Origin of the sequence: Pseudoxanthobacter soli DSM 19599 (assembly GCF_900148505.1) — a bacterium.
Classification (GTDB): Bacteria; Pseudomonadota; Alphaproteobacteria; order Rhizobiales; family Segnochrobactraceae; genus Pseudoxanthobacter; species Pseudoxanthobacter soli.
This window is the reverse complement of the sequence record NZ_FRXO01000001.1, coordinates 1,027,671-1,050,090: the sequence shown is the minus strand read 5'-3', so window position 1 is coordinate 1,050,090 and position 22,420 is coordinate 1,027,671. Positions and strand designations below refer to the sequence as shown.

At 67.6% G+C, this 22,420-nt stretch carries 18 protein-coding genes; 8 read left to right on the top strand and 10 right to left on the bottom strand.

Features of this window, described 5'->3' with window-relative positions:
* Positions 1-106: 106 nt before the first annotated feature.
* A complete protein-coding gene (locus BUF17_RS04455) occupies positions 107-736 on the bottom strand; it encodes a MarC family protein (RefSeq protein ID WP_073625907.1) in 630 nt (209 codons plus the stop codon).
* A gap of 352 nt (positions 737-1,088) precedes the next feature.
* Between BUF17_RS04455 and gyrA the strand changes: the two genes are divergently transcribed.
* Positions 1,089-3,782, top strand: coding sequence for a DNA gyrase subunit A (gene gyrA / locus BUF17_RS04450; protein WP_139282416.1), 2,694 nt, complete (start codon positions 1,089-1,091; stop codon positions 3,780-3,782).
* 726 nt (positions 3,783-4,508) lie between these two features.
* Here gyrA and BUF17_RS04440 read toward each other — a convergent pair.
* On the bottom strand, positions 4,509-5,483 hold the full coding sequence (locus tag BUF17_RS04440; RefSeq protein WP_210215384.1) for a bestrophin family protein: 975 nt from the start codon (positions 5,481-5,483) through the stop codon (positions 4,509-4,511).
* Between the two features lie 279 nt (positions 5,484-5,762).
* Positions 5,763-7,016, bottom strand: a complete 1,254-nt coding sequence (locus tag BUF17_RS04435) for an alpha/beta fold hydrolase (RefSeq protein WP_175563604.1) — start codon at positions 7,014-7,016, stop codon at positions 5,763-5,765.
* Between the two features lie 383 nt (positions 7,017-7,399).
* Here BUF17_RS04435 and BUF17_RS04430 point away from each other — a divergent pair, with 383 nt between their 5' ends.
* Both BUF17_RS04430 and BUF17_RS04425 read left to right on the top strand, forming a co-directional pair.
* On the top strand, positions 7,400-8,068 hold the full coding sequence (locus BUF17_RS04430; protein WP_210215395.1) for a GNAT family N-acetyltransferase: 669 nt from the start codon (positions 7,400-7,402) through the stop codon (positions 8,066-8,068).
* Positions 8,069-8,277: 209 nt separating this feature from the next.
* Positions 8,278-9,807, top strand: a complete 1,530-nt coding sequence (locus BUF17_RS04425; RefSeq protein ID WP_073625904.1) for a malonate--CoA ligase — start codon at positions 8,278-8,280, stop codon at positions 9,805-9,807.
* A gap of 57 nt (positions 9,808-9,864) precedes the next feature.
* Here the strand turns inward: BUF17_RS04425 and BUF17_RS04420 are convergent, their stop codons facing one another.
* Complete coding sequence (locus BUF17_RS04420; RefSeq protein ID WP_244530748.1) at positions 9,865-10,842, bottom strand: helix-turn-helix domain-containing protein; 978 nt, start codon at positions 10,840-10,842, stop codon at positions 9,865-9,867.
* 299 nt (positions 10,843-11,141) lie between these two features.
* Here BUF17_RS04420 and BUF17_RS04415 point away from each other — a divergent pair, with 299 nt between their 5' ends.
* From BUF17_RS04415 to BUF17_RS04395, 5 genes are all read left to right on the top strand, one after another.
* On the top strand, positions 11,142-12,047 hold the full coding sequence (locus BUF17_RS04415) for a DMT family transporter (protein WP_073625903.1): 906 nt from the start codon (positions 11,142-11,144) through the stop codon (positions 12,045-12,047).
* Positions 12,048-12,169: 122 nt separating this feature from the next.
* Complete coding sequence (locus BUF17_RS04410) at positions 12,170-12,994, top strand: DUF2092 domain-containing protein (RefSeq protein ID WP_073625902.1); 825 nt, start codon at positions 12,170-12,172, stop codon at positions 12,992-12,994.
* Between the two features lie 172 nt (positions 12,995-13,166).
* On the top strand, positions 13,167-13,433 hold the full coding sequence (locus BUF17_RS04405; protein WP_073625901.1) for a YMGG-like glycine zipper-containing protein: 267 nt from the start codon (positions 13,167-13,169) through the stop codon (positions 13,431-13,433).
* Positions 13,434-13,807: 374 nt separating this feature from the next.
* A complete protein-coding gene (locus BUF17_RS04400) occupies positions 13,808-14,074 on the top strand; it encodes a YMGG-like glycine zipper-containing protein (RefSeq protein WP_073625900.1) in 267 nt (88 codons plus the stop codon).
* A gap of 400 nt (positions 14,075-14,474) precedes the next feature.
* Positions 14,475-15,632, top strand: coding sequence for an aminotransferase (locus BUF17_RS04395; RefSeq protein WP_073625899.1), 1,158 nt, complete (start codon positions 14,475-14,477; stop codon positions 15,630-15,632).
* 98 nt (positions 15,633-15,730) lie between these two features.
* Here the strand turns inward: BUF17_RS04395 and BUF17_RS04390 are convergent, their stop codons facing one another.
* From BUF17_RS04390 to BUF17_RS04365, 6 genes are all read right to left on the bottom strand, one after another.
* Positions 15,731-15,943, bottom strand: a complete 213-nt coding sequence (locus BUF17_RS04390; RefSeq protein ID WP_073625898.1) for a hypothetical protein — start codon at positions 15,941-15,943, stop codon at positions 15,731-15,733.
* A gap of 573 nt (positions 15,944-16,516) precedes the next feature.
* Entirely contained in the window at positions 16,517-17,596 is a 1,080-nt protein-coding gene (locus BUF17_RS04385; RefSeq protein WP_073625897.1) for a BMP family ABC transporter substrate-binding protein, read from the bottom strand.
* Positions 17,597-17,651: 55 nt separating this feature from the next.
* A complete protein-coding gene (locus tag BUF17_RS04380) occupies positions 17,652-18,566 on the bottom strand; it encodes an ABC transporter permease (RefSeq protein ID WP_175563603.1) in 915 nt (304 codons plus the stop codon).
* Entirely contained in the window at positions 18,553-19,683 is a 1,131-nt protein-coding gene (locus BUF17_RS04375) for an ABC transporter permease (RefSeq protein WP_073625896.1), read from the bottom strand. The genes BUF17_RS04380 and BUF17_RS04375 overlap by 14 nt, the downstream gene beginning before the upstream one ends.
* A complete protein-coding gene (locus BUF17_RS04370) occupies positions 19,673-21,241 on the bottom strand; it encodes an ABC transporter ATP-binding protein (protein ID WP_073625895.1) in 1,569 nt (522 codons plus the stop codon). The genes BUF17_RS04375 and BUF17_RS04370 overlap by 11 nt, the downstream gene beginning before the upstream one ends.
* Before the next feature lie 114 nt (positions 21,242-21,355).
* Positions 21,356-21,991 carry a TetR/AcrR family transcriptional regulator gene (locus BUF17_RS04365; protein WP_073625894.1) on the bottom strand — a complete coding sequence of 212 codons (636 nt, stop codon included), beginning with the start codon at positions 21,989-21,991 and terminating at the stop codon, positions 21,356-21,358.
* Positions 21,992-22,420 lie beyond the last annotated feature (429 nt).

Genomic DNA, 22,420 nt, shown 5'->3' with positions numbered 1-22,420 from the left:
CCCGGCCCACGCGCCCCGGCACACGCGCGGCCTGGCGGGTCCCTTCGCCGTCACCTTAGTCGCGGCAACGCATCCCGTCGGCGCCGAAATTTGGTGGGATGGGCGTTCAAGACTGAAGAAAGGCGCGGACGCCATCGGCGACGATCTGCACCGCCAGCGCGGCGAGCAGCACGCCGAGCAGCCGTGTCGCGATCACGCGGCCGGTCTCGCCGACGAAGCGGTCGACCGGGGCGGCGGTGCGGAAGATCGCGTAGGTGATCGCCATCGTCAGCACGATGATCGCGATCAGCACGCTGAGACCGAGAATGCCGGGGAACTGGGTCGCGAGCACCACCACGGCGGAGATCGCGCCCGGGCCGGAGAGCAGCGGAACCGCCAGCGGAAACACCGCGATGCGGCGCAGTTCGTCGGCGCGGCCGGCCTGCTCGATAATGGGGGCCTTGGCGCGGTCCTCCCGACTGGAGAACACCATTTCGAACGCGATCCAGAACAGCAGCAGCCCCCCGGCGACACGGAAAGCCGGCAGGCTGATGCCGAGCAATCGCAGGATCGCCGAGCCGGCGACGGCGAACACGATCAGGATGATCCCGGCCGTCACCACCGCCCGCGTCGCGACCTGACGCCGTTCCCCTGGTTGCGCCCACGACGTCGTGGCGAGGAAGATGGGCGCCAGAGCCAGCGGGTCCACGATCACGAACAACGTCGTGAACGCGCTCAGCAACGCCTGCAAATCCATGTCTTCAGCCCCCGCCGGATCGTGCCATCTGGCCACTGGTAGAGACGATAGGACGAACCGCCGGCCCGCGTCGACGGCAGGCGGCGGAGGATGCTGCGGCGCATTGGCCGTCGCGCCGCCCCATCCCCGCCGCAAAGCCCCGTGAGCGGCTCTCGGCGTCGCCGATAAAATATTGAAAGTGATCGAATTTTTTCCTTAGCGGGCGTCGTCCGCAATATTTGGCCCCGGCGCCTGAATCGGCTATAAGGCGTGCGACCTCAAACGACGACGGAATAAGAACTTGGCCGATCCGGACAAGCCTGCACCGGAAGCTGATCCCTCCGACATCAGCCCGATCTCGATCACCGACGAAATGCGCCGGTCCTATCTCGATTACGCCATGAGCGTGATCGTGAGCCGCGCGCTTCCCGACGTGCGCGACGGACTGAAGCCCGTGCATCGCCGCATCCTCTATTCGATGCACGAGATGGGCTACGAGTGGAACAAGCCCTACCGCAAGTCGGCCCGCGTCGTCGGCGACGTGATCGGTAAATATCACCCCCATGGCGACCAGTCGGTCTATGACGCGCTGGTGCGCATGGCGCAGCCGTTCTCCATGCGGGTGCCGCTGATCGACGGGCAGGGCAATTTCGGTTCCGTCGACGGCGATCCGCCCGCGGCGATGCGATATACCGAGGTTCGCCTCGAAAAGGTCGCGCAGAACCTGACCGAGGATCTCGACAAGCAGACCGTCGATTTCCAGGAAAACTACGACAATTCCGAGCGCGAGCCGGTCGTTCTGCCGGCGCGGTTCCCGAACCTGCTCGTCAACGGCGCGGGCGGCATCGCGGTCGGCATGGCGACCAACATCCCGCCGCATAATTTGGGCGAGGTCATCGACGCCTGCATCGCGCTGATCGACGATCCCGCGCTGACGGTCGAGCGGCTGATGGAGATCGTGCCGGGCCCGGATTTCCCCACCGGCGGCATCATTCTCGGCCGCTCCGGCATCCGCCAGGCCTATCTCACCGGCCGCGGCTCGATCACCATGCGCGGCAAGGTGGCCGTTGAGACGATCCGCAAGGATCGCGAGGCGCTCATCATCACCGAGATCCCCTATCAGGTGAACAAGGCCTCGATGGTGGAGAAGATCGCCGATCTCGTGCGCGAGAAGCGCGTCGAGGGCATCTCTGATCTGCGCGACGAGTCCGACCGCGACGGCATGCGCGTGGTGGTGGAGCTGAAGCGCGACGTCGTCGCCGACGTTGTGCTGAACCAGCTCTACCGGTTCTCGCCGCTCCAGACCACGTTCGGCGCCAACATGGTGGCGCTCAACGGCGGCAAGCCGGAACTGATGAACCTCCGCGACATGCTGACGGCGTTCATCGCCTTCCGCGAGGAGGTGATCGGCCGGCGCACCAAGTACCTGCTCGGCAAGGCGCGTGACCGCGCCCATGTCCTCGTCGGCCTTGCCATCGCCGTCGCCAATATCGACGAGGTGATCCGGCTGATCCGGTCCGCGCCCGATCCGGCTTCGGCCCGCGCGGCGCTGATGGAGCGGAACTGGCCGGCGAAGGACATGGCCCCGCTGCTGACGCTGATCGACGATCCGCGCCACAAGCTGGCGGAGGACGGCACGTACAGACTGTCCGAGGAGCAGGCCCGTGCCATCCTCGACCTGCGCCTGCAGCGTCTGACCGCGCTCGGCCGCGACGAGATCGCCGAGGAACTGGAGAAGCTCGCGGTGGAAATCCGCGACTATCTGGAGATCCTGCGTTCGCGCGCCCGCGTGCTGGAGATCATCACGAACGAACTGACGGCGATCCGCAGCGAGTTCGCCAAGCCGCGGCGCACCGAGATCGTCGAGGGCGGCGCCGACCTCGAGGACGAGGACCTGATCCAGCGCGAGGACATGGTCGTCACCGTCAGCCACGCCGGCTACGTCAAGCGCGTGCCGCTGGCGACCTACCGGGCCCAGCGCCGCGGCGGCAAGGGCCGTGCGGGCATGGCGACGCGCGAGGAGGATTTCGTCACCCGCCTGTTCGTGGCCAACACCCACACGCCGGTGCTGTTCTTCTCGTCGCTCGGCCAGGTCTACAAGGAGAAGGTGTGGCGGCTGCCGCTGGCGGCGCCCCAGGCGCGCGGCAAGGCGCTCGTCAACATCCTGCCGCTGGAGCCGGGCGAGCAGATCACCTCCATCCTGCCGCTGCCGGAAGACGAGGCGAGCTGGGCGTCGCTCGACGTGATGTTCGCCACCCGGCGCGGCACGGTCCGGCGCAACAAGCTGTCCGACTTCGTCCAGGTCAATCGCAACGGCAAGATCGCGATGAAGCTCGACGAGGGCGACGGCATCGTCGACGTGCAGGTCTGCACCGAGAATGACGACGTGCTTCTGACCACCGCCGCCGGCCAGTGCATCCGCTTCGCCGTGACCGATGTGCGCGTGTTCAAGGGCCGCGACTCGGTCGGCGTGCGCGGCATCACGCTCGGTTCCGACGATACGGTGATCTCGCTCTCCATCCTCCGGCACTTCGAGGCGAGCCCGGCGGAACGCACCGCCTATCTCAAGATGAGCCGTGCGGTCGCCGGCGAGATCGAGGACGGTTCCGAAGCCGAAGCGGAAGATGCCTCCGCCGAGGCGAGCGGCGGCGCGCTGGCCGAGGAACTCGGCGGCGAGCGCTATGCCGCCATGAGCGCGGCGGAGCAGTTCATCCTGACCGTATCCGAGTACGGCTACGGCAAGCGCACCTCGTCTTTCGGTTACCGGATCACCGGACGCGGTGGCAAGGGCATCGTCGCCATGGCGGTGAACGAGCGCAACGGCCGCCTCGTCGCCTCCTTCCCGGTGGAGGAGAGCGATCAGATCATGCTCGTCACCGACGGTGGCCAGCTGATCCGCTGCCCCATCGCCGGCATTCGCGTTGCCGGCCGCGCCACCCAGGGCGTCACCGTCTTCAATACCGGCGGCGAGGCCAAGGTGGTCTCGGTCGAGCGCGTCAGCGAGGACGAGGACGGCGAGAGTGACGACATCGCCAACGGCGGTGCCGAGGGAGATATCCCGGAATAGGCGTCACCCCCGCGCATGTGACGGGCAGGGCTTTGGCTGTCGCCCGGCAAGCGGGCCAGACGGAAATCGAGTTGGAATTTTGCCAGGCGCGGGTGCGAAGCATCCGCGCCCGGTTTCGTTTCAGCATCTATACGCCTTTCGGAACCGGCTTGCGCAGGGAAGAGAGCGGTTCTTCGGAAATGGTGACCATCTTATAAGTCATTGTTTTATAAAGATTTTTGTTGACAGAAGTCCTGGAAGGGCGCAGTCTGATTTGGACATCAGAAGGCTGTGCTGGCTTTAAGAAGCGGACGCGACGGTAGTCTATGTTCCGGATGCCGGCGTCATTTCGATGCCTGGCGCCGGATGCGCATGTGCATGCGCTTTTGCGGGTATGGTCCGATTTGCCGCTTTGGCACGCCTCACATGCTTTGGAGCCTTGGAGCATCCGGCTGAAAGCGAGCCGATCGTCGTACATCGGCCGCGCGCGATGGCCGCAAGCGACTTGGCCGCAAGCGACTTGGCCGCCTCGATAGACGGCAGCGTTGAGCGGGGCGTCGTGCATCGTGCCGGACAGGTGCGGCTTCGCTGTCAGACACCGTCGATGTTCGCTCGGCACCCCGCGGAGGGCGCGTCGGGCGGGGAGGACCGTGCGGCGGGAGGGGACCGGCGCGCTTGTCTGCCGGTGTGCTGATGATCGGTCTGCCGACGTGCTGGTCCGCTGTCTGCCGGTGGCCGGGAGGCCGGTCAGGTCAGCCAGAATTCCTTCGGCGTCAGAGCGGGCGGCAGATCGGTGCGGCCGAGGGCGGCGAGAAGGTCGATCTCGATGCGGCGGCAGATGGCATCGAGCGGCAGGTTGTTCGGCATCATTCCGAACGGCTGTTCGATCTCGTCGCCGAGCGCGTCGAGGCCGAAGATGGTGTAGGACACGATTCCCACCACGAACGGCGTCATCAGCCCGGTGATCCCGGCAAGGCCGAACGGCAGCGCGAGGCAATAGAGATAGGCCGTGCGGTGCAGCAGCAGCGAATAGGCGAACGGCAGCGGTGTGGTCTTCAGCCGTTCGCAGCCGCCTTGGTCGGCGGCGAGCGCGGTCAGGCACCCCTCGATCGAGGCGACGTTCATCGGATCGATCCGTCCCTCCGCCGCCGCCTGCGCCAGTTCCCGGCTGATCAGGCCAAGGGCGGCATCGGGCGGGTTTGCGGCACCGGAGATAGAAGCGGCGATGTCGGCCGGTAAGAAGGCGCGGCCGTCGGAACCGCGGGCGTCGCCATCGGTGCCGTCCCGGAGGTGGCGCTTGAGCAGATAGGCGAACGCCACCAGCGCCATCGTCATCCGCTCGGCCTGTGCCGGGTCTCGGTCGGAGGGGTGGAGGTGCGACAGGATCAGGCGGGTGGCGGAGCGCGTTCGGATCACGACGTCGCCCCACAGTTTGCGGCCTTCCCACCACCGGTCGTAGCTCGCGCTGTTGCGAAAACCGAGGAAGATGGCGAGCGCCAGCCCGATCAGCGTGAACGGAACCGTGGTCAGCGTGAAGATGCGCGATGACGGCAGCAGCCAGTCGAGGCCGACGACAAGGCAGGCGAGCGCCATGCTGAGCGCAAGCTGGCACTTGATCCGCGGCAGCACGGAACCGCGCACGGTGAACAGAAGGTCGTAGAAGCCCGGGCGGTCGCGGATGATCATGGCGGTACCGGCAAGCGACGGCGGACGCGGCGGCATCTGACGCGCGGTGCGCCCGGACGCCGCGATCCGTCCGGGCAACATCACACCCCAGCGGGCAGCGTCGGCCTCTTGCTGTCGTCCGGATCGCCTCGATCCGGACCTGCCGTCATCTAGCGCGCGCGCCGGCGACGGCGGAAGGCACGCCGGGGCATGGCGGGGATGTCGGTTCGGGGGAGGTCAGTGCGGAGAGCGGCCGGGCGCTCCGGCTTCGCCATCAAGGCGCGCCTTAGGTCCCCGCGACCCGGCGGAGCGACGCCCACGACACCTGATCCCCCTTCACCACGGCTTGCCGCAATCGTCCCGCGCGGGCCGGTCCGCGAACCGTCCGGCGATCCATTCGGCGATGGCCGTTCCGTTCGACAGCGCGATGACATAGTGGTTCCGGGCGGGCTGGTAGAGCACCTCGACCGCCCGGCCGTCTGCGCAGGCCCGCTCGACATAGGTGCGGGTCTGGATGGCGGGAACGATGTCGTCCTCGCCCCCTTGCAGAATGAGCAGCGGAACGGCCTTCGGCAGCGGCTGCGCTGTGTTGCGCGCCAGCAGGCCCGGCCACGGCGCATGGCCGAACACCGACATCCCCGTGAAGCCGAGCAGATCGTCCGCGTCCGCGCCGGCGATCCGCTCGATCCGGGCGAGATCGTCGGCGGTCTCAAGGCAGCCTTCGAGCACGAGATCGGCGAAGGGTTTCGGGAACCGGCCGAGGATCGTGTGCTCGTCCAGGTGCTCTCCGCGGTAGACCCGGCTCCAGGAGGCCAGCGTCATGCCGATGATGGTGCGCCCGAGCGCCGTCTTCCGGCTCGCCGAAAGGGCGCTTTCCATGAGCGTGACGGGCGCGGCCGCGACGACGCCCTTGAGGTCGAGCTCCGGGGCGTAGCGCGCGGCGAGGAGGCCGGTGAACAGCGCGGCCTGACCGCCCTGCGAGTGACCGAACACGGCGAAGGCATCGCCCGCGCCGCTCCCGGATAATGAACGAACCGCTCGGACGGAATCGAGCACGGCGCGGCCTTCGGCATCCCCGACGAGATAGGCGTTCGTGCCCGGCGTTCCGAGCCCGGGATAGTCGGTCGCGACCACCACGTTGCCGGCGGCGATGAGTTCGGCGAGACCGGGAATGGTGCCGGCCAGGGCCGCGTCCCGCAGCGAGGGCGCGCAGGTTCGCGAGATGCCGGTGGTCGGATGCGCCCAGGCGACCACCGGACGCGGCTCGGCCGCTGGCGCGTCCGGCAGATAGGCGACCCCCGAGGACGCGATCGGCGTGCCGTTGATGCCCGTGGTGACATAGAGCAGCCGGTAGGCCCTTGCGCCGGGAAGGCCTCCGTCCATCGGCTCGGCGCGCAGCAGTTCGCCGGCGCGCGCGTTGAGGGACAGCGACGGTGGATCGTAGAAGGCCGTGAGCCTGGCCGCCGCTGTGGTCGCATTCTCGCCCGCGTTTCGCGCCGCGACCTCGCCCGGTCTCCAGAGCACGAGAACGACGAGAAGAGCGGCGGCGGCGTTGAGAGCCGGGCGGAAAGGGCGGCGGATTGCGGGCAAGGTGCGCCTCGGAGGACAGGGATATCGGCGGGGCGGGACGGGTTGGGAAGAGACGGGTTGGATGAGACGGATTGGGCGGGTTGCGTGGCATCCTGCATGGCCGGGCCACCATTGTCGACGACACGACGGCTCGCGCGGGGCGTCGCAATGCCGCTCTGAGGCAAGCCTGTGTCCGCTATCGGCATTTTGCCTTTGCCGTGGTCCTGACGCATGATCCGTGACGCGCGCCACACCGGGAGCGCGCGTGTAGCGTGACATGAAGGTGTGCCGTGGAGACAGGACGAGGCCAGAGCGACGTTCCGCAGGGGAAGGCCGAGACCGCCGTTGTCTGCGATCCACCCCCGGCGGCCTGGAATGCGTTCGGCCAGCCGATCGGGGTCGCCGTGCCGGGCTGGGTGACCCGTCCCCGGCCGCCGCGCACCGCCGTCGCCGGCCGCGTGGTGTCGCTGGAGCCGCTCGATCCCGCCCGCCATGGCGACAGTTTCTTCGCGAACCAGTCGCTCGACCTCTCCGGCCACAACTGGACCTATCTGTTCACCGACCAGCCGGCAGACCGCAGCGCGTTCGATCAGTGGCTTGCGGCAGCGTCGACCTCGGAGGATCCGCAGTTCCACGCCGTCGTCGACAATGCCAGCGGCGAGACGGTCGGCGTGCTGTCTCTGATGCGGATCGACCCGGCGAACGGTGTCATCGAGGTCGGCAGCATCAATTTCACGCCCCGTCTGCAGCGCACCGTGGGCGCGACGGAGGCGATCTTTCTCCTGATGCGCCGGGTGTTCGACGAACTCGGTTATCGTCGCTTCGAGTGGAAGTGCGATCACCTCAACGCCCCCTCGCGGGCCGCGGCGGCGCGTTTCGGCTTCCGTTTCGAAGGCATTTTCCGCCAGGCGCTCGTCTACAAGGGACGGAGCCGCGATACCGCCTGGTTCTCGATCCTGGACGGCGAATGGCCGCCGCTGAAGGCCGGGTTCGAGGCGTGGCTCGATCCAGCCAATTTCGACGCTGCGGGCCACCAGCGGCGGCCGCTTGGCAGCTTCATGCCCCCGGAATAAGAAGACGCTAACCAAACCGCCACGAGGCGCGGGAAAATCCGCCGTTCCGCTCCTGTTTTCCCTTGGACGCACAATATAATCGGTTCGAAGATCTGCCGACAGACTGCCGTGCCCGGTCCCGCCGGCGCTCTGTACGGTCCGGGCGAGAGCCGACCGCGAACGGGACCGCCGATCCCGGCGACGAGAAGACTGGGCTGGAGACCCTGACGATGACCAATCATCTCGCCTCGTCGATGCGGGAGCGGATGCCGGGGCCGGGAAAGATCTTCATCGATCCTGTGGGCGGCCGCCGTCTGACCTATGGCGACCTGATCGGCCTGTCCGGGCGCATGGCGAATGCGCTGGTTGATTATGGCGTGCGCCCCGGCGATCGCGTCGCCGTGCAGGTCGAAAAGAGCGTCGAGGCGATCGTGCTCTATATCGCCTGCGTGCGCGCGGGTGCCGTGTTCCTGCCCCTCAATCCCGCCTACACGCTGGTCGAACTCGATTATTTCATCGGCGATGCCGAACCGAAGCTCGTGATCGGCGCCCCCGGGGCCGAAGCGGGCCTCGAGACGGTCGCGCTCGCCCGCGGCGTCGATGCGGTCGCGACCCTCGGCACCGAGGCGGACGGCTCGCTCATGGAGCGCGCGGCGCACTTTCCGGCGGCGTTCGAAGATGTGGCGCGGGGGCCCGACGACATCGCGGCCCTGCTCTATACCTCCGGCACCACCGGGCGCTCGAAGGGCGCGATGCTGACCCACGACAATCTGTTGTCGAACGCGCTGACCCTGATCGACGCCTGGCAGATCGAACGGTCAGACGTCCTGATCCACGCGCTCCCGATCTTCCATACTCACGGCCTGTTCGTCGCCATCAACACGGTGATGATGGCCGGGGCGTCGATGCTGTTCCTGCCGAAGTTCGACGCGGGGGAGATCATCCATCTGCTGCCTCGGGCGAGCGTGCTGATGGGTGTGCCGACTTTCTATGTGCGGCTGTTGCAGCATCCGGGCCTGACCCGCGAAGCGGCCCGCCACATGCGACTGTTCATCTCCGGCTCCGCGCCCATGCTGCCGGAAACCTTCCAGGCGTTTTCCGAGCGCACCGGCCACGCCATCCTCGAGCGCTACGGCATGACCGAGACCGGGATGATCACCTCGAACCCCTCCGAGGGCGAGCGGATCGCCGGCACGGTCGGCCTGCCGCTGCCGGGCGTCTCCGTGCGCATCGCCGACACCGGCACCGGGCTGCCGGCCCTGCGCGGCGATATCGGCATGATCGAGGTGAAGGGGCCGAACGTCTTCAAGGGATATTGGCGGCTGCCGGAGAAGACAAAGGCGGAGTTCCGCGAAGACGGCTTTTTCATCACGGGCGATCTCGGCCGCCTAGACGACAACGGCTATCTGCGCATCGTCGGGCGCGGCAAGGACCTGGTGATCTCGGGCGGGCTCAACGTCTATCCGAAGGAAATCGAGGCCGAGATCGACCTCCTCGACGGCGTGGTCGAAAGCGCCGTGATCGGCGTCGCCCATGCCGATTTCGGCGAGGCCGTCGTCGCCGTGGTGGTGCGCGCGGAAGGCGCCGTCATCGACGAGGCCACGGTCATCCACGCGCTCGACGGCCGCGTCGCGCGCTTCAAGCTGCCGAAGAGGGTGGTATTCGTCGAAGGTCTGCCCCGCAACGTGATGGGCAAGGTTCAGAAGGCGAGCCTCCGCGAAACCTATCGCGATCTGTTCGCCAACGACCAGAAGGCCTGAGCACACGCGTTCACAGCGTGAACGCGACCTATGATGGTCTCTTTCCGCCGGCGTCTTCTATAGCGCCTGCTTTTCTCCGGGCAGAAGCCGGCGGCCAGCCTGGCGTGCGAAGGCGCCGGGCGTCAGGCCCGTGGCCTTTCGGAAGCGTTCCGTCAGATGGCTCTGGCTGGCGAAGCCGCAGGCTGCCGCCACGTCCGCGAGCGAGATGTCCCCGGGGCCGGCGATCATCTCGCGGGCGCGCGCCGTGCGCCGGGCGAGCACGAACGCATGGGGGCTCATCCCGGCCGTTGTGCGGAACATGCGGGCGAAGTGGAACGGGCTGAGCCCGGCCACGCCGGCGAGATCGCCGATGGTGATCGCTTCGGCGAGATTGGCCTCCACGAATGCCACCACCCGCGCCATGACCGTGGGCGCGAGGCCGCCCCGGACGGCAAGGGGCCTGCGCCGGTCGGTAAAGCGCGCGGCAAGGTAGGTGAACAGCATTTGCGCCGCTTGGGACACGGCGATGCGCTCGGCCGGTTCCTCCCAGTCGAGATCGAGGACGGCGTGGCGGATCACGTTCTCGAGCGTGGCGTCGCGGAAAAAGGACTCGTCCCTGAGTTCGACCGTGGCCGGATCGCGATCCAGCGTCTCCTCAACCAGCCGGTCGAACGCCGGCTTGGCGGCATAGAGGTGGAACAGCCGCACATGGCCGTTCACGTCCCAGTCCGTGGTGACGTCGCCCGGCATCAGGCACAGCGCGCCGGCGCCGGGCCCGGAAATGCGGTTACCGCCGCGCAGGCGCTGGATGCCGTCGCCGCCTTCGACATAGAGGCTGAGGGTATGATGGTTCGGCGCGAGATAGCGGGTGACCGCCGTCTCGTTGCGGTCCCACAACGCCGCGCCCATCGCCGGGCCGAAGCGGGTCGAGGCGCGAAGCGGCACGCCCGCGCCGTGCAGGTGCGCGAACACGCTGAAATCCGCGAGATCGGTCGCCGCGCGGGGCGCAATCGCGTCGCGCCGCCGGGCGGCCTCGCTGTCGGTTCGGTCGTTCATCGATTGCGGCTCGGATGTCCACCCCGGCGGACGATGCACGGAAGGCCCGGACGATCGCGAAAACCACATCACGGCATCGCCGCCGGCGCAAGGCCGGCCGCGCGCTTTCAAGGCCGGCGGCGCGCTTTGCAGCAAGGTTCTGACAAGCGCCGCACGGATCTGGAAGCGGGGCCATGCCGTTGTAGGGGATAAGGCGGTGAAGCCATCTTTCGCGCCGGTGCCGCAGCCGGCGACGCCCGCGGCCCGGACATGAATCGGGCTCCGGCCCCGGGGGCCGACGACTGGAGCCAGCGACCGCGATGAGCCGCAATTCCGTTACCGTCCTCCTCTTCGTCGTGATCGTCGTCGTCTGGGGACTGACGTGGTTCGCCATCCATCTCCAGCTCGGCACGGTACCGATGGAGGTTTCGATCCTGTGGCGTTTCACGCTGGCCGCGGTGGTGCTGTGGGGGGCACTGGCGGCGACCGGTCGGCTGCGCCGTGCACGCCTCGCCGATCACCGCTGGTTCTTCGTCCTCGGCGTGACGCTGTTCTCCGCCAACTTCATCTTCATGTATTCGGCGACGTGGTTCGTCGCGAGCGGCGTCGTCTCGGTGGTGTTCACCATGGCGACGGTGTTCAACGCCCTGAACCAGTGGCTGTTTCTTCGCCGGCAACCCTCGCTCCGCACGCTGGCGGGCGCCGGGCTCGGCCTCGGCGGCATCGCGCTCCTGTTCGCGCACGACATCGCCGGTGCCGGTCTCGGGGGCACGACCGTGATCGGCATCGGGCTCGCGCTCGGTGGCACCTATCTGTTTTCCCTCGGCAATCTCGCCTCGCTGCGCGCCACGGCGGCCGGGCTGGACCTTCCCAATGCCGTCGCGCGCGGCATGACATGGGGCGCGGTCCTGCTGGCCGCGGTGGTGCTCGCCCGCGGCGAGCGGTTCACCATCGATCTCTCCCCGGTCTATCTCGCCAGCCTGGTCTATCTGGCCGTGCCGGGCTCGGTGATCGGCTTCCTGGCCTACCTTTCGCTGGTCTCGCGGGTCGGCGCGGACAAGGCGGCCTATGCGACCGTGCTGTTCCCGGTGCTGGCGCTCGCGGTCTCGACCGCGTTCGAGGGATATGGCTGGACGCCGGAAGCGTTCGTGGGCCTCGCGCTGGTGCTTGCCGGCAACGTGGTGGTGTTCGCGCGTCTTCCCACGCGTCGCCCGGCCGCTGCCTGAGCGCCGCCGCGCCAGCCCGAACGCGCGCATCCGCGCTCTCGCCTTCGTCGCGGCGGACCGCTCTACTGTCGGCGCGGACAGTCTTCTGATTCGCACCGGTCCACCGCAGGGGAGAACAGCCGATGCCGACCATGCCCGCCATCCGAACGGCACTTGCCGCCGCGTTCGCCTCCGGGCTGAGAGCAGTGCGCGGCGCGGTGCTGCCGCTCGCGATCCTCTCGGCGGCGCTGGTTCCGGCGGTCGCGCTCGCGCAGGCGGAAGAGGACGGGCCGGCCGTCATCAGCCCGCGCGACCCCTCGGAGGAGAAGGCAGACGCGGTCTTGACGAGAATGTCGGATTTCCTGGCGGCCCAGCCGGGCTTTGCGTTCCGGGCGGCGAGCTTCTTCGACGTCGACACCAACGGCGACCTCGTCAAGCGCTTCGTGCTGCACGACGTGAAGCTGAAACGGCCGAACCGGGTCTATTTCCGCTCGGTGTTCGACGACGGCAACATCATGGAGGGCTGGTTCGACGGCAGCCGCTTCACGCTGGTGCATCCGTTGCAGAAGACCTATTCGGTCATCGACATCTCCGGCACCGTCGACGACCTCATTCTCTTCCTGCAGGAGCGCTTCAACATCCGCATTCCTCTCGGCGACGTGCTGTTCTCCAACTTCATGGAGCAGCATGATCCGTTCATCCTGCGCACGCGCTTCCTTGGCGAGCGCACCATCGAGGGGGCGAAGGTCGATCAGGTCTCGGCGGAGCTTCAGGAGGCGGACTGGCAGATCTGGATCACCGGCGGCGTGCAACCGGTGCCGGTGCGGTTCCTGACCACCTATCTCCGTCCCGCCTCCCGTCCCGAATACATGGTCACCTTCCTCGACTGGAAGTTCGGCGCCGGCCCGGATTCCGACTATGCCGGCAAGATTCCCGCCGACTTCAAGGAAACCGACATCGACGAGTGAGGGCGCCGCGTCGGCGCCTCCCGGATATCAGCCGGAGCCGTATCGCGACGCGTCGTCAGATGCGTCGATGGAACGAAGCGGAGGCTGGCGTGTTCAATGTTCAGTTCCTGTTCATGAAAACGCTGGCCTTATCCTGCCTCCAAGTGTGGCGCTGATACCGGGAGACAAATCGATGAAGAAGCTCGTTCTGGCCGCGGCCCTCGCGTTGGCTGTCGCTGGCTGCACGCAGGAGCAGACCAATCGCGGTGTCGTCGGCGGCGCGGTCGGCGCAGGTCTCGGCGCGGCCACCGGCGCGCTCATCACCCACGATGCCGGCGGCGCGCTCGCGGGCGCAGCGATCGGCGGCGTTGGCGGTGCTGCGATCGGCGCGGGCACGGCGCCGAAGCGGACCTGCACCGCCTATGACGCCTATGGCCGGCCCTATCAGGTTTCCTGCTGATCGGCTGCTTCCTCCGCGCGGGTGCCCCCCTATGACCAAGCCCGCTTTGACCCCTCCCGCCCAAGAGAATGCCGGCCGCTGTGCCGGCGTTTCTGCGCCTTCGTAGGCGGGGATGGTTCGGGCGCCGCGGTCTTCATCCCGGCCGCGGTTGCCACTGCCTGTACGCCGCGCTCCGGCCAATGTGAAAGCGCGGGCGGGGCGTGTGCTTTTCGAACAGAACCGAGCGGGATATAGCTGTGCCTGACGGGTGCGTGTCCATTGAACGGCCGCGTCCTCCCGACGAAAATTATTCAGACCACCCCGAATGGAACAGGATTCCGGGAGCGGTTGGAGCCGGTTGAACGGTCCGCCCGCCGGAGCTGGAGACAAAATCGATGAAGAAGCTCGTTCTGGCCGCCGCCCTTGCCCTCGCCGTCGCCGGCTGCACGCAGGAGCAGACCAATCGCGGCGTGGTTGGCGGCGCTCTCGGCGCCGGCCTTGGCGCGGCCACCGGTGCCCTGATTACCGGCGATGCCGGCGGCGCGCTCGCGGGCGCGGCCATCGGCGGCGTCGGCGGTGCCGCGATCGGTGCCGGCACCGCGCCCCAGCGCACCTGCACGGCCTACGACGCCTACGGCCGGGCCTATCAGGTCGCCTGCTGATATCGGCGCCGCGGGCGCCGTCTCGGCAGATCGAGCTATCGCGTGAATTGACGCCCGGCTGAAAAGGCCGGGCGTTCTCTTTTTTCGGCCGTGGGGCCGCTGAACCGCAGGGGAACACCGGCGGCGGTCTGGGTTGACGCGGCGGCGCCAAGCCCGGACCTTGCGAAACGAAGGCGGCGGGATATAGCTTGGCCCGGCGGGCGGCGGGCCTCTTTCGAGGTGTGGCCGGGCCCGTCAAGCATCATGCGGGCAGACGACAACCGGGCGGCAACAGCCCGGAAGCCGCCGGCTTCGAAGACATGGCGGAGCACGATCACCCGGCACCGGCCCGATTTCCGGGTGTGGCCCGCAGCCGTCGCGCCGGGGTGCCGTTCGTCTGCCGCTGAACAGAGGAAACGCCGTGAATTCCGTGTTCGCCGACCTGCCGACGACCATCTTCGAGGAGATGTCGCAACGCGCCCGTGACAATGCGGCCATCAATCTCGGCCAGGGTTTCCCGGACGATCCGGGTCCCGAGGATGTGCGCCGCAAGGCGGCCGAGGCCGTGCTCGACGGCTACAATCAATACCCCTCCATGATGGGCACGCCGGAGCTTCGCACCGCCATTGCCGCCCATTACGGCCATCATCACGGCGTGACGCTCGATCCGATGAGCGAGGTGCTGGTCACCTCCGGTGCGACGGAGGCACTCGCGGCCTCGATCCTCGGGCTGGTGTCGCCCGGCGACGAGGTCGTGCTGTTCGAGCCGGCCTACGACGCCTATCTGCCGCTGATCCGTCAGGCCGGCGGCATCCCGCGGATCGTCAAGCTGGCGCCGCCGGACTGGCGTTTCCGGCGCGAGGATCTGGCGCGGGTGATCGGCCCGAAGACGGGCCTCGTGATCATCAACAATCCCAACAATCCGGCCGGCGCGGTGTGGCCGCGCGAAGATCTCGAGGCGCTGGCGGCCGCGATCGCCGACACGCCGGCGATCGTGGTCTCGGACGAGGTCTGGGAGCATGTCGTGTTCGACGGCCGCTCCCACGTTCCCGTTCTGGCGGTCCCGGGCCTGCGCGAGCGGTCGGTGAAGATCGGGTCGGCCGGCAAGATCTTCTCGCTGACCGGCTGGAAGGTCGGGCTCGTCGCGGCGGCGCCGCCGATCCTCAAGGCCGTCGCCAAGACGCACCAGTTTCTCGCCTTCACCACGGCGCCGAACCTGCAAGCGGCCGTCGCCTACGGCCTCGGCAAGGACGATGCCTATTTCGCGGCGATGCGGCTGCGCCTCCAGGGACTGCGCGACCATTTCTCGTCCGGCCTGCGATCGGCCGGCTTCACGGTGCTGCCGAGCGCCGGCACCTATTTCGTGTGCGCCGATCTCGCCCCACTCGGCGTTACCGACGACCAGGCGTTCTGCCGCCGGCTGGTGAGCGAGGCCAAGGTCGCCGCGATTCCGGTCTCCGCGTTCTATTCGGGCGATGCCGTCCGCCATGTGGTGCGGTTCTGCTTCGCAAAGAACGAAGCGACCCTCGACGAGGCGATCGGACGGCTGGTGCAGGCGGCGCCGGCCCTGGCGGCCTGACCTACCCGGCGCATGCGGCTCCGGCCCGGCAAAGCAAAGGCCCCGGCAGCGGTTCTGCCGGGGCCTTGTTTTTCAGGGATCTTGTCTGAACGCAGCTTCTATGCGGCGGCCCGCAGGTGGCTGACGGGGCGGGCGCGGCGCAGCCGGCGCACGGCGCGCTCGGCGGCGAGTGCATCCGGGAAGCTCTCGCCTTCGAGCGCGCTGAACGAGGCATCGACGGCATGGAAGGCGAAGCTTCCGGTCGTTCCGCGGATCAGGATGCCGGCGGGATCGTCATCGATTTCGACAAGATACGTATTGAAAGTCGACATGGGCTCTTATCCTCTCGGTCGCGGGCCATAAACGCGCGGCGACGCAGGGTGTTCCATCTTCGAGGGGCTCGAAGAAAAGTCGGGTGACGGTTGGCAGCGCGGCGTCAGCCGCGTCGACAGCGCGTTCGACAACACCGCATTCGCGAGGCGGTGCGATCCCGGGAACCCAGCGTCCCGGCATCCGCCGGGCAGAGGACATGGTGCATTTCAATCATCGGCGGTCTCCAGACCGGAGCCACGACGCCGTCGTGACGCTTTAGCGTTTGGTTTCGCGGCGCAAGCTGCAGGTCAAATCACCGCGGCGCCGGATGTGTCCGGCGCGATCTCATAAGACGACAGATCGACGCTTCCCGCGAAGCATGGCGTTGCTTTTTTGGGCGGGTGTGCAGCAGATCATGCCACCGGCGGCTGCCTTCGTGCCGCGGCGGTCTCGGCTGCATTGCTACCCCGCATTGCAGGGCCGGCGGGCGGATGCCGATCGCCCAAAAGAAAACGCCGCCGGATAGGCACCGGCGGCGTAGCGAAGTCCGATCCGGGGGCTGGATCGAGTGCTTCAACCAAGTGGGGTTTTTATCAGTTCGGCAACTTGTCGTCGATGCCCTTGACGTACCAGTTCATCGACAGGATCTCCTTGTCGGCGAGATCCTTGCCGGCCGGGATCACTTCGGTGCCGTCCTGCTTGTAGATCGGGCCCTTGAACGGCTTCAGCGCACCGGAACGGATGTCCGCCTCGGTCTTCTCCGCGAGCGCCTTCACGTCGTCGGGCATGTTGGTGTAGGGGGCCATTTCGAGCATGTCGGAGGCGAGACCGCCCCAGGTGTCGTCGGCCTTCCAGGTGCCGTCGATTACGGCCTTGGCGCGGTCGACATAATAGCCGCCCCAGGTGTTCACGATGGCGGTGAGCTGGGCCTTCGGACCGAACTTGATCATGTCCGAGTCCTGGCCGAACGAATAGATGCCGCGGGACTCAGCGACCTGGGTCGCGGCCGGGCTGTCGGTGTGGGTGACGAGCACGTCGGCGCCCTGGTCGGCCAGCGCCTTGGCGGCATCGGCTTCCTTGCCCGGGTCGAACCAGGTGTTCACCCACACGATCTTGACCTTGAGATCAGGGCGGACCGACTGCGCGCCGAGCATGAAGGCGTTGATGCCGGACACCACTTCCGGGATCGGGAAGGAGCCGACATAGCCGACGATGCCGCTCTTCGACATCTTCGCGGCGAGCACGCCCTCGATATAGCGGCCTTCATAGAAGCGGCCGGAATAGATGCCGACGTTCTTGGCCATCTTGAAGCCGGTCGAGTGTTCGAACTTCACGTCCGGATGGCGCTTCGCCACCTTCAGCGTCGGCTCCATGTAGCCGAACGAGGTGGTGAAGATCAGCTTGTTGCCGTCGCGCACCAGGCCCTCGATCACGCGCTCGGCGTCGGGACCCTCGGGCACGTTCTCGACATAGCTCGTCTCGACTTCGGCGCCGAGCTTCTCCTCGAGCATCTTGCGGCCGACATCGTGCTGGTAGGTCCAGCCGTAGTCGCCGACCGGGCCGAGGAAGACGAAGCCGACCTTCAGCTTGTCCGCGGCCATCGCCGGGTTGAAGCTCGTCGCGGCGAGCGCCAGCCCGAGGCCGAGCGCGACGCCCTTCAAGAGGGTCTTCATGGATGGAGGCTCCTTGGTTGATGATGGGGGCGGCGCCGGCGGCTCGCGAGGCCGCTCAGCGGTCGGGAACGAAGGGAATGCCGAGCGTCGCCGGCGCACCGGTCCGGCTGCGGACACCCGAGATCAGCACCAGCACGAGGATGGTGGCAAGATAGGGCAGGGCCGACATCAGCTGGGACGGGATGCCGAGCCCCGTGCCCTGGGCATAGAGCTGCAGGATGGACACGGCGCCGAACAGATAGGCGCCGATGACGACGCGGCCCGGCAGCCACGACGAGAACACGACGAGCGCGAGCGCGATCCAGCCGCGGCCCGCCGTCATGCCCTGCACCCAGAACGGCGTGTAGGCCATCGACAGATAGGCCCCGGCGAGCCCGGAGCAGGCACCGCCGAACACGATGGCGAGGAAGCGCACCTTTAGCACCGGATGGCCGAGAGCGTGGGCGGAGACGTGGCTGTCGCCGACGGCCCTGAGCACGAGCCCGGCGCGCGTGCGGTTCAGGAACCACCAGACCAGCGCCACCAAGGCGAACGAGGCGTAGACGAACGCATCCTGGCCGAACAGCACCGAACCGACGAGCGGAATGTCCGACAAGCCGGGGATATGCAGCTTCGGCACGGCGCCGATCTGCTGGCCGACGAAGCTCGTTCCGATCAGCCCGGAAAGGCCGAGGCCCATGATGGTGAGCGCGAGGCCCGATGCCACCTGATTGGCGGCGAAGGTCAGCACCATCACGGCGAACAGCATTGCCATGAACACGCCGCCGGCGATGCCGGCGAGGACACCGACGGGAGCGGAGCCGGTCATGACGGTGGCGGCGAACCCGCACACCGCGCCCATCACCATCATGCCCTCGACGCCGAGATTAAGCACGCCGGAGCGCTCGCAGACGAGTTCGCCGATGGCGGCGATCAAGAGCGGCGTCGACGCGGTGATAACGGTCAGGAAGACGGCCTCAAACATGTCCACTGGACACCTCCGTGCCCGCCGCGGGCGTGACCTTGACCGGCTCGGGTGCCCGGGCGACCGGACGGGCGAGCTTGATGCGGTAGAGAATGAGCGTGTCGCAGGCGAGCACGTAGAACAGCAGCGATCCCTGAACGACCTTGGTCAGGTCGAGCGGGATGCCCATGGTGATCTGGGCCTGTTCCCCGCCGAGGAAGGTGACCGCGAGCGCGATGCCCGCGATGAGGATGCCGACCGGATTGAGGCGCCCGAGGAAGGCGACGATGATCGCGGTGAAGCCGTAGCCCGGCGAGATCGTCGGCAGCAGCTGCCCGATCGGGCCGGCGACCTCGATCAGTCCGGCGAGCCCCGCCAGCGCGCCGGAAAGCGCGAAGGTGGCGATGATGGTGCGCTTGTCGTTGAAGCCGGCGAAGCGCGCGGCGCGCGGCGCCTGACCGACCACCCGCACTTCGAAGCCCTTCAGGGTGCGGTTGAGGACGAAAGCGCCGACGATGACCACGACCAGCGTGATGAGAACGCCGACATGAAGCCGTCCGCCGTCGAGCAGCAGCGGCATGGTGGCCGCTTCGTCGAAGGTGGCGGTCTGGGGGAAGTTGAAGCCCATCGGGTCGCGCCACGGGCCGCGCACCAGATAGTCGATCAGGAGCTGGGCGACATAGACGAGCATCAGGCTCGTCAGGATTTCACTCGCCCCGAACACCACCTTCAGCAGCGCCGGGATCAGCGCACAGGCGGCGCCGCCGACCGCGCCGAGGACGAGCATCAGCGGCAGCACCCACCATTCGCCGCTCGGCCCGAACGTGAGCGCGGCCCATCCGCCGAGCAGCGCGCCGCAGATATATTGTCCCTCGGCGCCGATGTTCCAGTTGTTGGAGAGATAGCAGAACGCCAGCCCGACGCCGATCATCACCAGCGGCGATGCCTTGACCGCGAGTTCCTCCAGGCTCCAGACGCTCGTGAAGGGCTCGACGAAGTAGGTATAGAGCCCGCTGAGCGGTGACACACCGACAAGCGCCAGCAGGATCGCCGCGGTCACCACGGTCAGCACGACCGCGATCACCGGCGACAGCAGCGCCATCCTGCGCGAGCGCTCGGCCCTTTTCTCAAGCTCAATGCGCAACGGCCGCCTCCATGGTGTCCTGCTCGGGGTGCGCGCCGCCCATCAGCAGGCCGATGCGCTCCAGCGTCAGTTCCGCGGCAGGGTAGGTGTCGGACAGGTGGCCGTGGGCGATCACGGCGATGCGATCGGCGATCTCGAGGATCTCGTCGAGATCCTGGCTGATGACGAGCACGGCGGCGCCGCCCCGCGCGAGGTCGATCAGGGCCTGGCGGATGACGGCCGCGGCGCCGGCATCGACGCCCCAGGTCGGCTGATTGACGATGAGCACGCCCGGCTTCGCCAGCACCTCGCGGCCGACGACGAACTTCTGCAGGTTGCCGCCGGAGAGGCTGCCCGCCTCCGGGTCGCGTCCGCCCTTGCGGACGTCGAAGGCTTCGATCACGGCCTGCGACATCTGCCGGGCGGTGTTGCGCAGGAGCACGCCGCCCTTGATGAGGCCGGCGGTGGCGTAGCGCGTGAGCACGAGATTGTCGGAAAGCCGCTGGCGCGGCGCTGCGCCGTGTCCGAGGCGTTCCTCCGGCACGAACGCCGCGCCGCGCAGGCGCCGTTCCGTGATGCCGAGCGTGCCGGCCGGCTTGCCGTCGATGAGGATCGCTGCCGCCGGGCTGCGCCGCTCGCCCGAGAGCGCATCGAAGAACTCGCCCTGACCGTTGCCGGCGACGCCGGCGATGGCGACGATCTCGCCGCCGCGAACATCGAGCGAGACCGACTTCAGCGCCGTGCCGAACATGTCCGGCGGCGGCAGCGACAGGTCCTTGACCTGAAGCCGGATGCGGCCGCCGGCCGCCGAGGCCGGGCTGCGCTCGATCTTCTTGATCTCGCTGCCGACCATCAGCCGGGCAAGGCTCTTGGCGGTCTCGCGGGACGGATCGACATGGCCGACGACCTTGCCGTGGCGCAGCACCGTTCCGCCGTCGCAGAGCACACGCATCTCGTCGAGGCGATGGGTGATGTAGAGGATCGAGCGGCCCTCCGCGGCAAGCCGGCGCAACGTGGCGAACATCTGCTCTGCCTCCTGGGGCGTCAGCACCGATGTCGGCTCGTCCATGATGAGGAGTTGCGGGTCCTGAAGCAGGGCGCGGACGATCTCGATGCGCTGCCGTTCGCCGACCGAAAGGTCGTGGACGATGCGCGTCGGGTCCAGCGCCAGGCCGAACGAGGCCGAAACCGCCTCGATCTCGCGGGTGATGTCGGCGAGCGTGCGGTCGCCGGGCATGCCGAGCGCGACGTTCTCGGCGACTGTCAGCGCCTCGAACAGGGAGAAATGCTGGAAAACCATGCCGATGCCGAGGGCGCGCGCCTCGGACGGATTGGCGATGACGACGGGCGCGCCATGCCAGCGGATTTCGCCCTCGGTCGGCTGCAGGGCGCCGTAGAGGATCTTCACCAGCGTCGACTTGCCGGCGCCGTTCTCGCCGAGAAGGGCGTGAATCTCGCCGCGATGGATGGTGAGATCGATCGAATCGTTCGCGGTCAGCGCACCGAACCGCTTGGTAATGCCGCGTGCCTCGAGGATGACCGGTCGCTGGTTCTCCCCGGGGCTTGCCCCCTCAGCCATGTCACCATCCCTCCCACTCCGATTCGATCTTAATGGAGCGGAATTGAGCATGCCAACGGTTTGAGCAGTGCCGGATGCAGACTGCGCCGATTTGCGCGGGGAACGCGAACCCGCTCAGGGCGCGCGCGGGTTCGCGTGCTCCCCCGCGTTCAGGCCAGCGTCCTCAAGAGCCGCCTTCAGGATCGCGCGGGTCGTCCACCGGCAGAGATCGCGGATGCCGCTGTCGTCGAGATCGCAGACGTCACGTGCGACGATCACGGTCTCGACGCCCGTCAGCAGCGACAGCGAATGCAACACACGCTCGGCGAGTTCCGCGGGGAGAAAGGCGAGATCGGGGGCGACCGCTTCGTGCAGCCAGTCGCGCCGCCTCTTCCCGCGGACCTTGCTTTCCTCGCCGATGATGTGGGTGTGCAGATAGGAGCGGAACAGCACTTCGTGGGCGAGCATCATGTCGACGATCCGCACGACGAGCAGTTCGATGTGCTCGTCCCACGCCTCGGGCCGTGCGATGGCGAACTCCGCCTTCAGGGCCTCGACCCCGCTGACGACGCCGGACAGCGCCGCTTCCTGATAGAGCACCGTCAGGTCCGAATAATACCGGTAGGAGGTGGCGCGGGAAATGCCGGCGTGGTCCGCGATCTCCTGCAAGGTCGGCTGCTGGCCCGCTTCCAGCAGAGCCCGCGCCGCTTCGACAAGGGCGGTGCGGGTTTTGGCCTTCTGTGCCGCGCGGGAGCTGCGAGACGCGCCCATGGGTCAACCATCCTGCGATGAACGTCCGGTCGGTGGCCGTGTGCCGCCATAACGACATCGCGCGTACGGCCCCAACCCTACGCGATCATTTCCACGGGCGACGATGTGTTCCGGGATCAAAAGCGCCGGAGATCCCGGATCCATGTAGTCACGTCAAAATTCAGCGATGTGGAGTACCGCAGGATGCAGCGTCTTGCTGACGCGCTTATTGAGCGAAATTCAACAAGTACGGCAGAACGGGCGTCGTTATTCGGCTTCAGGCTTCAGGCGAAAACACCGCCACCTCGACAGTGTGCCGAGGCGGCGGTGCTTCGTCGTTCATGGACGTCAGATACAGGCGCGGCCGCGTTTCGTCTTGCGAGATCGAAGCACGGCCGCCGGGCGGTTGAACTGGAAATGGAACCGGCGGCGTCGGCCGCCGGTGCGGAT

Coding starts and splice junctions, on each gene's coding strand:
- gyrA (WP_139282416.1), top strand. CDS start 1,089: ATGCGCCGGTCCTATCTCGATTACGCCATGAGCGTGATCGTGAGCCGC.
- BUF17_RS04385 (WP_073625897.1), bottom strand. CDS start 17,596: ATGAAGACCCTCTTGAAGGGCGTCGCGCTCGGCCTCGGGCTGGCGCTC.
- BUF17_RS04410 (WP_073625902.1), top strand. CDS start 12,170: ATGCCGACCATGCCCGCCATCCGAACGGCACTTGCCGCCGCGTTCGCC.
- BUF17_RS04420 (WP_244530748.1), bottom strand. CDS start 10,842: ATGAACGACCGAACCGACAGCGAGGCCGCCCGGCGGCGCGACGCGATT.
- BUF17_RS04365 (WP_073625894.1), bottom strand. CDS start 21,991: ATGGGCGCGTCTCGCAGCTCCCGCGCGGCACAGAAGGCCAAAACCCGC.
- BUF17_RS04370 (WP_073625895.1), bottom strand. CDS start 21,241: ATGGCTGAGGGGGCAAGCCCCGGGGAGAACCAGCGACCGGTCATCCTC.
- BUF17_RS04425 (WP_073625904.1), top strand. CDS start 8,278: ATGACCAATCATCTCGCCTCGTCGATGCGGGAGCGGATGCCGGGGCCG.
- BUF17_RS04415 (WP_073625903.1), top strand. CDS start 11,142: ATGAGCCGCAATTCCGTTACCGTCCTCCTCTTCGTCGTGATCGTCGTC.
- BUF17_RS04440 (WP_210215384.1), bottom strand. CDS start 5,483: ATGCCGCCGCGTCCGCCGTCGCTTGCCGGTACCGCCATGATCATCCGC.
- BUF17_RS04455 (WP_073625907.1), bottom strand. CDS start 736: ATGGATTTGCAGGCGTTGCTGAGCGCGTTCACGACGTTGTTCGTGATC.
- BUF17_RS04400 (WP_073625900.1), top strand. CDS start 13,808: ATGAAGAAGCTCGTTCTGGCCGCCGCCCTTGCCCTCGCCGTCGCCGGC.
- BUF17_RS04390 (WP_073625898.1), bottom strand. CDS start 15,943: ATGTCGACTTTCAATACGTATCTTGTCGAAATCGATGACGATCCCGCC.
- BUF17_RS04405 (WP_073625901.1), top strand. CDS start 13,167: ATGAAGAAGCTCGTTCTGGCCGCGGCCCTCGCGTTGGCTGTCGCTGGC.